This is a genomic window from Nocardia neocaledoniensis (assembly GCF_029868625.1).
GTDB classification, from domain to species: Bacteria; Actinomycetota; Actinomycetes; order Mycobacteriales; family Mycobacteriaceae; genus Nocardia; species Nocardia neocaledoniensis_A.
The window spans coordinates 1-11144 of the sequence record NZ_JARWOJ010000152.1 but is presented as its reverse complement, the minus strand read 5'-3'; the positions used below and the strand labels follow the sequence as shown (position 1 = coordinate 11144).

Here is an 11144-nt window from a genome sequence, read left to right as displayed (position 1 = left end):
TAACGCTTAAAACCGGTGGCGGCCAACGTAATCGTGTCCTGTAATTCGTTTCACCGCTTTGGGGGGGGGGGGGGGGGGGGCGGTCGGGCCCCGCCACCTTGTCACAATCCATAAACCTTTCCGAAATCCGTTGCCGCCTATCACAAAAGAACGCGGGATGGCGAAAGCTACCAGCGGGTAGATTGGGGGCTTGCTCAGTGATCTGGGTGGGAAGGATTCTCCATGGCTGTATCGACCTCCATCACCCCCTTTCTGACCGCCGCGGGCCGTCCGGTGTCGACCCCGCTGCGCGACGTCCGCGCGATCTCTCGCCAGATGGTGGGACATTTCATCGAAAACGTCGTGCCCTGCGGAACGCTGCCCGGCGAGGCACTCGACGGCGACGTCACCACGGTCACGCGGGTGTGTCTCGAACTGACCAGGAGCATGCTCGACGGTCGTGACCAGCCCGGCCGCATGGAGCGCATCCAGGCCGCGGCGGCCGACTGGGCACGCGAGGGTATCCCGATCGACACGATCCACAACGCCGTGCACGAGGGGTTCAAGCTCGGCTTCGACCTCGTCATCACCAATGTCACCGGCCATGATCAGGACATGGTCGTCAAGGTGGCCCGCCGGCTCACCGAGGTGCAGAGCATGATCACCTCGGCGGTCTCGGCGGCCTATGTGCGCGAGCTGCGCTCGGTCGTCAGCGAGCACCACACCGCCGTCCACACCCTCACCTCGGCGTTGCTGGGCGGCCAGAGCACCTCGACGATGGCGCGGGAGTGCGGCATCGAGATCGCCGATCGCTATCACGTCCTCGCGCTCGCGCTCCCCGCGCATCCCGACGAATTCGATCCTGACCTGGACGGGAACGTGGTCGCCCGGCGCAAGCTGCGGCGCGTGCAGGCCGAACTCGCGAATCAGTGCGTGGGCAAGGTGCTGTCCCTGCTCAGTGTCGAAGGCGGCACGCTGCTGCTGCCCGTCGCGGAGTTCGACGAACCCGCCCTGGACGAGCTGATCGCCGGTCTGTCCACCGCCGCCCGGGTTCCGGTGCGCGCGGTCGTGATGTCGGCGGCCCCCGCCGAGATACCCCGCGCGGCGGAACAGGTGCACGAACTGGTCGAGATCGTGCACCGGCTCGGGGGTCCGAGCAAGGTGTACCGGCCGCACGAATTGGCGTTCGAATATCAGCTCACCCGGCAGGGACCGGCGCGCGAATACCTCAGTTCGGTCGTCGATTCCCTCGAAGCGCATCCGGAGCTCCTGCAGACACTCGAGGTCTACATGGCGACCAATTTGCAGCGGTCGCGCACGGCGCGCGAACTGTTCGTCCACACGAACACCGTCGACTATCGATTGAAACGAATCAGCCAGCTGACCGGTTTCGACCTGAATTCCGTCACCGGCATCTGTCATCTCCGCGCGGCGCTGCTGATCCGATCACATCGGGGCCGCGGTGGTGCCGAGCTCGTTCGCCCCGAGCGACAGGCCGGTTCGCGCGCGGGGTGATATCCGGTTCGGCGCGCGGTGCGCCCGCAGGGCTGTGCGCAGTCCACGGCGGATCGGATCCGATGCGCCGGGTGCGCGCGTGGCGAATTTGCGTTCGGAGGCGGTCTCGGGCGCGTCGTCACTGGTCGCGACCAGGAAAGAGTCGGGCAGGGCGAGCTTGTTGATCGTGCGCAGTGCGAGCAGGTATTGCCGGGGCAGCGGGCCGGTGGTGTAGGGCAGGTCGTATTTGTCGCAGAGCGCGCGCACCCGCACCGCGATCTCGGCGTAGTGATTGCTCGGCAGGTCGGGGAACAGGTGATGCTCGATCTGATGCGAGAGGTGGCCGCTGAGAAAGGCCAGCACCGGACCCGCGTCGAAGTTGGCGGTGCCGAGCATCTGGCGCAGATACCACTCGCCGTGCGTTTCGTGTTCGATCGCGGCGCGGGTGAACTTCTCCGCGCCGTCGGGAAAGTGTCCGCAGAAGATCGTGACGTAGGCCCAGAGGTTGCGCACCATGTTGGCGGCGATATCGGCGGAAAGGGTGCGCCGCCACCGTCGTCTGCTGAGAAGCGGGAAGAACAGATAGTCCTTGGCCGCTTGTCTACCGATCTTGCGGATCAACGCGCGGGTGTGGACGGTCTTCTGGGCGTCGGTCGCCGCGCGTTCGCGTTCGGAGTAGAGGCCGTGGAGCGCGATTCCCCATTCGAAAGTCGCTGCCAGCAGCAGGTTCTGCAGTGGTTGCAGGAGCTGGCGTGGCTGCCACTGTTGGTCTCTGGTCACCCGGAGGACGCCGAATCCGACATCGTCGTCCATGCCGACCACGTTCGTGAACATGTGATGGCGGTAGTTGTGCGAATACCGCCATTGCGCCGAAACCCCGGCCATGTCCCACTCCCAGGTGTGGGAGTGGATTTCCGGATCGTTCATCCAATCCCATTGGCCGTGCGACACGTTGTGCCCGATCTCCATGTTCTCGATGCTCTTGGCCGCGGCCAGCGCCGCGGTGCCGAGGAGCCAGCCCAGCCGAGACCGGGTACCCGCGAGCGTCAGCCGCGCGCCGGCGTCGAGAATGCGCTGGAATGCGATCGTGCGCCGGATGTAGTCGGCGTCGGTGGTACCGCGACGTTCCTCGATATCGCGACGGATCGTGTCGAGTTCTTCGCCGAGTGCGTCGATATCAGCGGTGCTCAGGTGCGCGTAGACCGCGACTTCGGTAATGGCCATGTGTCCTCGCCGGTGGTGTCATCGATTCTACGGACTTCTACAGTGGTCGTCTACGCCGTTGACAGTCGGTCACCGGCGGATGTGGTCGGGGAGAGGCTGGTGAGCAGGATGTCGAGGCCACGTTCGAGTTCGGCGGCGCCGTCGTAGGCGGCGAGGGTCGGTGCCAGTTCGCGGACCAGGGGGAACTCGGTGATGGGCAGGCGATGCAGGCCGAGCCGCAGGACCTCGTCCAGCTCGTCGGGTCGCTCGACCACTTCCTGGAGCTCGTTGAGGACGTGCCCGTACAGAAAGCCGAACAGGGCACGGTAGACATGCAGCGCGTCGGCGCCGGTGAACCCGGCGCGGGTGAGCAGACGCAGGATGTGCTCGAGGGGGCGGACCACCGCGATCGGCCGCATCCCCAGCGGGGTGGACAGCGGCCGGGTCACCAGCAGGGTGACCGCGTGGGGATGGGCGAGCGCCATCGCGCGGAACGAACGGGCCACCGCCCGCAGCTGTCCCGCCCAGTCCGGATCGTCCGGATCGACCTCGAGCTGCTCGAAGATCAGTTCGGCGACACCGTCGAGCACGGCGGCCTTGTTGGGGAGGTGCCGGTAGATCACCATCGGGTCCCGGCCGACCGCTTCGGCCAGCCTGCGCATCGACAGCGCCTCGACACCATCGCGGTCGACGATCTCGAGTGCCGCGACCAGGACGGTCTCCCTGGTGACCGGGCTGGTGCGGCGTGCGCCGGCTGTCGACTTCTCGGCCATGGCGGCACCTCCGTACATGATGACTGTGAGTGTAGACCTACAGCGTTGACAATAGCGGCACGCGCGCGTCTACTGGAGGAGTACAGGTCCCCGGAGCTGATACCGATTCCTCGGATCCAGGCCGAAAGGACCGATCGCCATGCGTATCCCCGACATCCATCGCCTCGGCGGCGCCCCGGCGCCCGCCCGCCACCAAGTCCCCCCGCTCTACACGCCCCGGTTGCGAATGCGCTCGCGTTCCGCGCCGGACCACTACATCGACGGCGCCTGGTGGCCGCGCTCGGACGACCTCGCCGCCGAACTGCCCGACGTGCTCGCGGTGCTCGGCGTGCGACTCGGCCCGATCTGGCGCGTCGTCTACGACCCGACGTGCTGGGGCGTGGCGCCGGCGCGGATCACGGTCGCGGGCGAGACCGTTCGGCTGGATTCCTACCATTTCGAGCTGTGGAACACGATGTATGTGTTCGGGCGCGACGCGAGCATGCTCGTGCTGCGGGTGATTCCCGCCGACACCGACGCACGGCTCGCGCATGAATCGTTGATGGCCGCGGCTGACTCCGCCGGGCCGCCCGAGAGTGCCCAGCGCCCGCCCCGCGTCACCGGCCGGCGGATGTGTGCGCCGGACGCGGATGGGCAACCGTTCGGCACGCCCACCCGGACACCGCGACTCCTGTTGCGCGGCACCGAAAGTCACGCGGAGCTGTTCGATGGCGCCTGGTGGCCCAGGACCGCGAATCTCACCGCCGAACTGCACGATCTGATCAGCGCGGTCACGCCCCGCCTCGGCCGGACGGCGCGGATCAGTTTCGACTGGAACGCGACCAGCCGCAATCAGCGGCGCATCGACCATCCCGATGGTGTGGACCTGCAAGTTCCCGACATCGGCCAGCTCCCCGACACCATGCGCATCATCGGCGACAACGGCGTCCAGCTCACCTTGCTCGTGATCGCGGCGGATACGCCGGCCGACATCGCGAATGCGCAGATCCTGCACGCCGTCGGCCGAGTCGGCCACCATCTGCCCGTCAGTGGCTGAGCGCGCATGCACGCTCAACCGCGGACGCGGCACTCTCGAGAGATCTCTGTGATGACCGATGACCAGGACGTGGAGACCACGCCCGCCGATGCTCCCGATCCCGTAACCCACGACATCCGCTGGCCGGACCCGAGTCCGCTGCAGTCCTGGTGGTCCGACGTGATGGAAGGCGGCTCGCCGACGTAGTCGACGATGTCCGCCGCGGGGAGCCCCGATCCGTCGATCGGGGCTCCTCGCCGTTCGGGCGGCTAATACCATCACGTAAGCTATGAAGTCAACCCTTGACGTAGCCCCTGTGGGTCAGCTTACATCTAAGCACTAAGTTATTTAGCGCTTAGATAAATGGCACCTACCCGTCAGAGGAACCTCATGACCATGGTTTCGCCCCGCACGGCCGCGACGGCCGAGATGATCAGCGCTCGGCTCGAGCGGTTGCCGATGAGTCGCTGGCACGTCAAAGCCCGGGTGATCGTCGGCGCCGTCACCTTCTTCGACGGCTTCGATCAGCTGATGATCGCGTATTCGCTGCCGGAGCTGGCGCCCAAGTGGGGTCTGTCCTCGGCGGCGATCGCCTGGGTGATCGCCATCGGCGGCATCGGCATGCTGGTCGGCGCGCTCGGCGGCGGCTGGCTGGCCGATCGGGTGGGCAGGCTCAACGTGATCATGGGTTCGCTCGCGCTGTACGCGCTGATGAGCCTGGGCATGGCGTTCACCGACAGTCTGCTGCTTTTCCTGGTCTTCCGGTTCGTGCAGGGCATCGGGCTCGGCGCGGAGGTACCGGTGGCGGCCAGCTACATCGGTGAGATCACCAAGGCGCACCGCCGCGGCCGGTTCGTCCTGATGTACGAGGTGATCTTCCCGATCGGCCTGGTCGCCTCCGCGGTGGTCTCCGCGTGGGTGGTGCCGAACTTCGGCTACAAGGTGCTGTTCGCGCTCGGCGCGCTGCCGGTCCTGCTGCTGCCCCTGCTGCGCAACCTGCCTGAATCACCCCGCTGGCTGGCCTCGCGCGGCCGGTTGGCCGAGGCCGAGGCCGCGATGGCCGCGATCGAGGAGGAGATCACCACCAGGTATGGCAAGTCCCTGCCTGCCGCGGTGCCGCTGCCCGCCGTCGAGGTCGAGGTCAAGCGCGCCCGGTTCGCCGAGCTGTTCCAGGGCGTCTACCTGCGGCGCACCCTGATGCTCGCCGCCATCTGGCTCACCGCGTACTTCGTCAACTACGGCATCGCGTCCTGGCTGCCCACCCTGTATCACAAGACCTTCGACCTCAGCGTCGACACCGCGCTGCGGTACAGCATCGTCACCTCGGTGGCCGGTCTGATCGGGTGCGTCGTCGTGGCGTTGCTCATCGACGGCGTCGGACGCCGCGTCTGCATCTCCATCTCGATGGTCCTGTGCAGCACGATGCTGTTCATGCTGGCCGCGGTCGGCACCGGCTCGGCGACCCAGGTGCTGTTCTGGTCCGCCGGATCGGCGCTGTTCGTCTTCGCGGTGAACATGGCTCTCTACGTCTACACCGCCGAGCTGTACCCCACCCGGATGCGTGCGCTGGGCTGCGCGTTCGGTGGCGCGGCCGGGCGGCTCGGCATCATCGTCGGACCGCTGGTGGTCGGGTTCGTACTGGGCACCGGCAGCTCACTGACGGTGCTGTTCGTGATGTTCGGTCTGGTCGCGCTTCTCGGCGCGACGGTGGTCGCGCTGTTCGCGGTCGAGACCAAGGAGCGCACGCTCGAGGAGATCTCCCGATGAGCCCGGCACCCGCGGCGACCGGATTCGAACCGGTCGCGGACGAGATCCTGATCGGCGGCTGCTGGAAACGGGGGACCGGACCCGAGGGAGCGGTCGTCGACCCCGCGACCGGCGCGGTTTTGCAGGTCGTCACCCAGGCGACCGTCGCGGACGTCGACACGGCCGTCGAACTCGGCGCCGCGGCGGCGGCCGCCCCGGCCTGGCGCGATCTGCTCCCGCACGAGCGGGCCCGCTTCCTGCACCGCATCGCCGACGGCATCGACCGCGAGGCCGCGCGGCTGGCCCTGCTGCAGACCTACAACACCGGCAAGACCCTGACCGAGACCCGCGCGCTGGTCGGCAGTGCGGCGGGCACGTTCCGGTACTTCGCCGCCGTGCTCGAGACCGCTGACGAGAACCTCACCACCCGGCGTGGGAGCGCGCTGACCATGAGCGTGCACGAGCCGATCGGGGTCGTCGGCGCGATCGTGCCGTGGAACTCGCCGGTGGCCAGCGACGCGCAGAAGATCGCGCCCGCGCTGGCCGCGGGCAACGCGGTGGTGCTCAAGCCGGCCGAGTGGACACCGCTGGTCTCGTTGGCGCTGGCCCGGATCATCGACGAGTCGGGACTGCCGAGCGGTCTGCTCTCGGTGCTGCCGGGGCGCGGGTCGGTGATCGGTGACGCGCTCGTCGCGCACCCCGGTGTCGGCAAGGTGAGCTTCACCGGCGGCACCAGGACCGGTCGCGTGATCGCGCACACCGCCGCCGAGAAACTGATGCCGGTCTCGCTCGAGCTCGGCGGCAAGTCGCCGACGATCGTGCTCGCCGACGCCGATGTCGAGCAGGCGGTCAACGGCATCCTGCACGGCATCTTCTCCTCGACCGGGCAGAGCTGTATCGCCGGTTCGCGGCTGTTCGTCGACCGGCGCTGCTACGACGAGGTGCTCGACCGCGTGGTGGCGAAGGCCGCCCGGCTGCGCATGGGGCCCGGGCTCGATCCCGAGACCCGAGTGGCACCGATGGTGCACCGGGCCCACCGCGACTCGGTCGCCCGGCACGTCGACCTGGCCCGGGCGGAGGGTGGCCGAATCCGTTGTGGCGGGACGATTCCCGACGAGCCGCGCCTGCGTGACGGCGCCTACTACCCGCCGACGGTGATCGAGGGGCTGGCCAACGACTCGCGGACCTGTCAGGAGGAGATCTTCGGGCCGGTCCTGGTCGCGCTGCCCTTCGACGGCGAGGCCGACCTGCTGGCGCAGGCGAACGACTCGGTCTACGGACTGGCGGCGGGCATCTGGACCGCGGACTATCGCGCGGCCTGGCGGCTCGCGCGGCGCCTGCAGGCCGGGACCGTCTGGATCAACACCTACAAGCAGTTCAGTATCTCCACACCCTTCGGCGGCGTGAAGGAGAGCGGGCTCGGCGTGGAGAAGGGCCGCACCGGCATCGCCGCCTACTCCCGGCAGAAGAGCATCTACTTCGGTCTCGACGAGCGTCCGAATCCCTGGGCGGGCTGAGCGAGCCTCGTCGGAAAGAAATTCCCGCGACCCCTTCCCGCCCATATAGTTGAGCGCTAAAATATTGAGATATCAGCTACTGGAGGCCACGTCATGAACGAACCGATCGCGCGTCTGCGGTCCCTGCGCTCGGTGGAGCTGCGGACCACCGCCTGCGCCGCGTCCACGGACTTCTACTCGGAGGTCTGGGGCCTGCGCGTCGTGGAACAGGGGTCCGACGCGGCCTGGCTGCGCGGCACCGGCGAGCAGCATCACGCACTGCAGCTCACCGCTGCCGAGCGAAACGGGTTGGGCCGCATCACCTTCGCTGTCGGCGCGCCCGCCGAGGTGGACGCCGCGGCCCGCCATCTCGAGCTGCGCGGCATCGCGATCGTCGCGGGCCCCGGGCCGACCGACGCCGTCGGCGGGGGATACGGGGTCTCGTTCGTCGACCTGGAGGGCCGGGTCGTCGAACTGCTCGCCGACGCGCTCGCGGTGCCGAAGCTGAGCCGCGACGACGCGGTCCCGGTCGGTGTCACCCACGTCGTGCTCAACACCGTCGACATCGACGCCGCGGTCGAGTTCTACCGCGACGTGCTCGGCATGCGGGTCTCGGACTGGTCCGAACACCAGATGGCGTTCCTGCGCTGCAATTCCGACCACCACAGCATCGCGTTCAACCAGGCGCCGTGGACCTCGGTGAATCACGTCGCCTACGAGATGCCCACCGTCGACCACTTCATGCGCGGCATCGGCCGCCTGCGTCACCACGGCGTGCTGCCGCTGTGGGGTCCGGGCAAGCACGGGCCAGGCGACAACACCTTCTCCTATTTCGCCGACCCCGCCGGGCTGGTGTGCGAGTACACCTCCGGCATCGCCCAGGTCGACGAGGACCGGTGGCTGTGCAAGGTGTGGCGCCGGGTTCCCGAACTCTCCGATCTGTGGGGGACCGCGGGCCCGCCGTCCAAGCAGGTGCGCGAGCACATGGCCGGCATCGCCGATCCCGGTGCGTTCGAACGCTTTCCGGCCCTGGTGTCCGGGGCGGCGGGCCGATGAGCGGCGCGGACACCCGGGTGGCGGTCCTCGGCTACGGCAGCATCGGCCGGGTCGTCGCGGCCCGCCTGCTCGACGGCGCGATCCCGGGCGCGCGGCTGGTCGCGATCGTCGACCAGCGGCCGCAGGCCGACGCGCCGGTGCCGCAGACCGACCTGGACGACGCGATCGCCGACAGCGACGTGATCGTCGAGTGCGCGGGCCAGTCGGTGGTGGCCGAGCACGCCGAACGCATCCTCGCCGCCGGACGCGATCTGCTGATCTCCTCGGCGGGCGCGCTCGTCGATCCGGACCTCGCGCGGCGCCTGCGTGCGGGCGGCCCCGGCCGGGTGCTGTGCACCTCGGGCGCGATCGGTGGGCTCGACCTGCTCGCCGCCGCCGCGGACGCGGCCCCCTTCGAGACGGTCATCGTGCGGACGACGAAAAAGCCCGCCGCCCTCGTCCAGCCGTGGATGGACGCCGAACGGGCCGCCGCGATCGCGACGGCGTCGGCGCCGATGACGGTGTTCGAGGGCGACGCCGCCGAGGCGGCCCGGCTTTTTCCCCGTTCGCTCAATGTCGCGGCCGCGGTGTCGTTCGCGGTCCGGGACTTGGACTTGGTGCGGGTGCAGCTCATCGCGGCGCCCGACGCGGACCTGACCCGGCACGAGATCACCGCGGCCGGCCCCATGGGCCGGTACCGCTTCGAAATCGAGAATCTGCCCAGCGCGGACAACCCCCGTACCAGCGCGGTCGTGCCGTACGCGGTACTGCGCTCGCTCGCCACGCTCCTGCGTCGACCCGCGCTGATCGGATAACGCCATGGCCGACCTGCACATCACCGACATCGGTACCGGCCCGGCCGTGCTCATGCTGCACGGAATCGGCGGCAGCGCCGACTCTTTCGCCCCGCAGTTCGAGGAACTGGGAGCCAGGCTGCGGCTGCTGGCCTGGGACGCACCCGGCTACGCGCGCTCGGCCGACCCGACCGCCCCGCTGACCCTCGACGACTACGCCGACACCGCCGCGGAGGTGATCCGGGAGCGCTGCGGCGGTACCGGCGCCCACCTGCTCGGGATGTCCTGGGGTGGGGTGATCGCCACCCGGCTCGCGCTGCGCCATCCCGAGCTCGTCCGCAGCCTGGTGCTCGGCAGCTCCACCGTCGGCTCCGGCGCGAGCGCCGAGGGCGCGGCCGCGATGCGCGCCCGAGCCGACGAGCTCGCCGCGCTGGGACCCGCCGGGTTCGCGGCCCGCCGCGCACCGAAGCTGTTGTCCGGCAAGGCGACACCCGACGAGGTCGAGGCCGCCGTGGCGGCGATGGCCGCGGCTGTCCGGCTGCCCGGATATCGCAGCGCGGCCGAGTCCATGGCCGCGACCGACCACACGACCGACCTCGCCGGAATCGACATCCCGTCGCTGATCCTGTGCGGCGACGCCGACACGGTCACCGGTCTGCCCGCGGGGCAGGTCCTCGCCGGCGGCATTCCCGGCGCCGTCTTCGTCACCGTGCACGGGGCCGGGCACCTGGCCAATCAGGAACGGCCCGCCGCCTTCAACGCCTGGTTCGAATCCTTCGTCCACATCACCGAGCGCCTGCACAACCACTAGCAAGGAGAACACCATGACCAGCACGACCGCTCCCGGCACCCTCGACTACGACTCCGCCGACCTGGCCGAGTACACCGACTCGCTGATCCTCACCCGCGCGAGCAGGCACGAGGACTTCGACACCCTGTCCTTCCAGGAGAAGGCGGGCCCGCAGTTCCGCCGCGCGCAGATCCGCTACGTCGGCTCCGGCGCCACCGGCAACCATGAAGGCGATCACCGCACGATTCCCTCGCGCGGTTTCACCTTCTCCAACATGCTGCTCCCGCCCGGCGGCGAGGGCCCCGAGCACACCCACCACGACGTCGAGGAAGCCTTCTTCGTGCTCGAGGGGCAGGTCGAGGTCGGTATCCACCGCGACGGCAAGGTCGAGAAGCGCACCCTCGGCTACCGCGACATGATCGTGGTCCCGGCCGGGGTGCCGCGCAGCCTGAAGAACACCGGCGCCGTCGACGCCCTGTTCTGTGTGATCATCGGCGCGCAGAAGCCGCAGATCCCGACCTACCCGGAGACCTCGGTCATGCACGGGATCACGAGGGACTGACGTGCCGACCGATGCCGGCGGCCTGGCGGGCCGCACCGTCGTCGTCACCGGCGCGGGCCGCGGGCTCGGGCTGGCCATCGCGCGCAGGCTCGGCGCCGAGGGCGTGCGCCTGTGGCTCGCCGACATCCGCGCCGACTGGGGCGCGGGGGCCCCCCCCCCCCGCGCCGGGGGGGGGGGGGGGGGCCCCCCCGGGGGGGGGGGGCCGCGGCCCGGCGCCACAGGGGAAGGGGAGGGCGGCCCCCCCCACCCCCCCCCCG

At 69.3% G+C, this 11144-nt stretch carries 12 protein-coding genes; 10 read left to right on the top strand and 2 right to left on the bottom strand.

What is annotated here, in order from left to right:
• Positions 1-222 precede the first annotated feature (222 nt).
• Positions 223-1494: a PucR family transcriptional regulator gene (locus tag QH270_RS11135; protein ID WP_280340693.1), complete on the top strand. Its 1272-nt coding sequence runs from the start codon at positions 223-225 to the stop codon at positions 1492-1494.
• On the opposite strand, the gene QH270_RS11130 is transcribed toward QH270_RS11135, so the two are convergent.
• Positions 1426-2697 carry a fatty acid desaturase family protein gene (locus QH270_RS11130; protein ID WP_280340691.1) on the bottom strand — a complete coding sequence of 424 codons (1272 nt, stop codon included), beginning with the start codon at positions 2695-2697 and terminating at the stop codon, positions 1426-1428. The two genes, QH270_RS11135 and QH270_RS11130, sit on opposite strands and share 69 nt — an antisense overlap.
• A 50-nt stretch (positions 2698-2747) precedes the next feature.
• Positions 2748-3449 (bottom strand): TetR/AcrR family transcriptional regulator C-terminal domain-containing protein, encoded by a 702-nt coding sequence (locus tag QH270_RS11125; protein ID WP_280340694.1) that lies wholly within the window; start codon positions 3447-3449, stop codon positions 2748-2750.
• 139 nt (positions 3450-3588) lie between these two features.
• Here QH270_RS11125 and QH270_RS11120 point away from each other — a divergent pair, with 139 nt between their 5' ends.
• The 9 genes from QH270_RS11120 to QH270_RS11080 form a co-directional block, all read left to right on the top strand.
• Positions 3589-4485, top strand: coding sequence for a DUF5994 family protein (locus tag QH270_RS11120; protein WP_280340689.1), 897 nt, complete (start codon positions 3589-3591; stop codon positions 4483-4485).
• 51 nt (positions 4486-4536) lie between these two features.
• Positions 4537-4671 carry a hypothetical protein gene (locus tag QH270_RS11115; protein WP_280340688.1) on the top strand — a complete coding sequence of 45 codons (135 nt, stop codon included), beginning with the start codon at positions 4537-4539 and terminating at the stop codon, positions 4669-4671.
• A 183-nt stretch (positions 4672-4854) separates the two neighbouring features.
• Positions 4855-6231: an MFS transporter gene (locus QH270_RS11110; protein ID WP_280340687.1), complete on the top strand. Its 1377-nt coding sequence runs from the start codon at positions 4855-4857 to the stop codon at positions 6229-6231.
• Complete coding sequence (locus QH270_RS11105; protein WP_280340686.1) at positions 6228-7727, top strand: aldehyde dehydrogenase; 1500 nt, start codon at positions 6228-6230, stop codon at positions 7725-7727. The genes QH270_RS11110 and QH270_RS11105 overlap by 4 nt, the downstream gene beginning before the upstream one ends.
• Before the next feature lie 93 nt (positions 7728-7820).
• Positions 7821-8762 carry a VOC family protein gene (locus QH270_RS11100; RefSeq protein ID WP_280340685.1) on the top strand — a complete coding sequence of 314 codons (942 nt, stop codon included), beginning with the start codon at positions 7821-7823 and terminating at the stop codon, positions 8760-8762.
• Positions 8759-9556 (top strand): aspartate dehydrogenase domain-containing protein, encoded by a 798-nt coding sequence (locus QH270_RS11095; protein WP_280340684.1) that lies wholly within the window; start codon positions 8759-8761, stop codon positions 9554-9556. The genes QH270_RS11100 and QH270_RS11095 overlap by 4 nt, the downstream gene beginning before the upstream one ends.
• Before the next feature lie 4 nt (positions 9557-9560).
• The gene (locus tag QH270_RS11090; RefSeq protein WP_280340681.1) at positions 9561-10346 is read left to right on the top strand and encodes an alpha/beta fold hydrolase; all 786 of its coding nucleotides are present in this window, start codon (positions 9561-9563) and stop codon (positions 10344-10346) included.
• A gap of 13 nt (positions 10347-10359) precedes the next feature.
• Positions 10360-10887, top strand: a complete 528-nt coding sequence (locus QH270_RS11085) for a cupin domain-containing protein (protein ID WP_280340679.1) — start codon at positions 10360-10362, stop codon at positions 10885-10887.
• Between the two features lies 1 nt (position 10888).
• A partial coding sequence (locus tag QH270_RS11080; RefSeq protein ID WP_348537652.1) for an SDR family NAD(P)-dependent oxidoreductase occupies positions 10889-11144 on the top strand: 256 nt, incomplete at its 3' end.

Excerpts from the sequence above, each read along its gene's own strand:
- QH270_RS11095 (WP_280340684.1), top strand. The coding sequence starts at position 8,759 with ATGAGCGGCGCGGACACCCGGGTGGCGGTCCTCGGCTACGGCAGCATC.
- QH270_RS11100 (WP_280340685.1), top strand. The coding sequence starts at position 7,821 with ATGAACGAACCGATCGCGCGTCTGCGGTCCCTGCGCTCGGTGGAGCTG.
- QH270_RS11130 (WP_280340691.1), bottom strand. The coding sequence starts at position 2,697 with ATGGCCATTACCGAAGTCGCGGTCTACGCGCACCTGAGCACCGCTGAT.
- QH270_RS11105 (WP_280340686.1), top strand. The coding sequence starts at position 6,228 with ATGAGCCCGGCACCCGCGGCGACCGGATTCGAACCGGTCGCGGACGAG.
- QH270_RS11085 (WP_280340679.1), top strand. The coding sequence starts at position 10,360 with ATGACCAGCACGACCGCTCCCGGCACCCTCGACTACGACTCCGCCGAC.
- QH270_RS11090 (WP_280340681.1), top strand. The coding sequence starts at position 9,561 with ATGGCCGACCTGCACATCACCGACATCGGTACCGGCCCGGCCGTGCTC.
- QH270_RS11120 (WP_280340689.1), top strand. The coding sequence starts at position 3,589 with ATGCGTATCCCCGACATCCATCGCCTCGGCGGCGCCCCGGCGCCCGCC.
- QH270_RS11135 (WP_280340693.1), top strand. The coding sequence starts at position 223 with ATGGCTGTATCGACCTCCATCACCCCCTTTCTGACCGCCGCGGGCCGT.
- QH270_RS11110 (WP_280340687.1), top strand. The coding sequence starts at position 4,855 with ATGACCATGGTTTCGCCCCGCACGGCCGCGACGGCCGAGATGATCAGC.
- QH270_RS11115 (WP_280340688.1), top strand. The coding sequence starts at position 4,537 with ATGACCGATGACCAGGACGTGGAGACCACGCCCGCCGATGCTCCCGAT.
- QH270_RS11125 (WP_280340694.1), bottom strand. The coding sequence starts at position 3,449 with ATGGCCGAGAAGTCGACAGCCGGCGCACGCCGCACCAGCCCGGTCACC.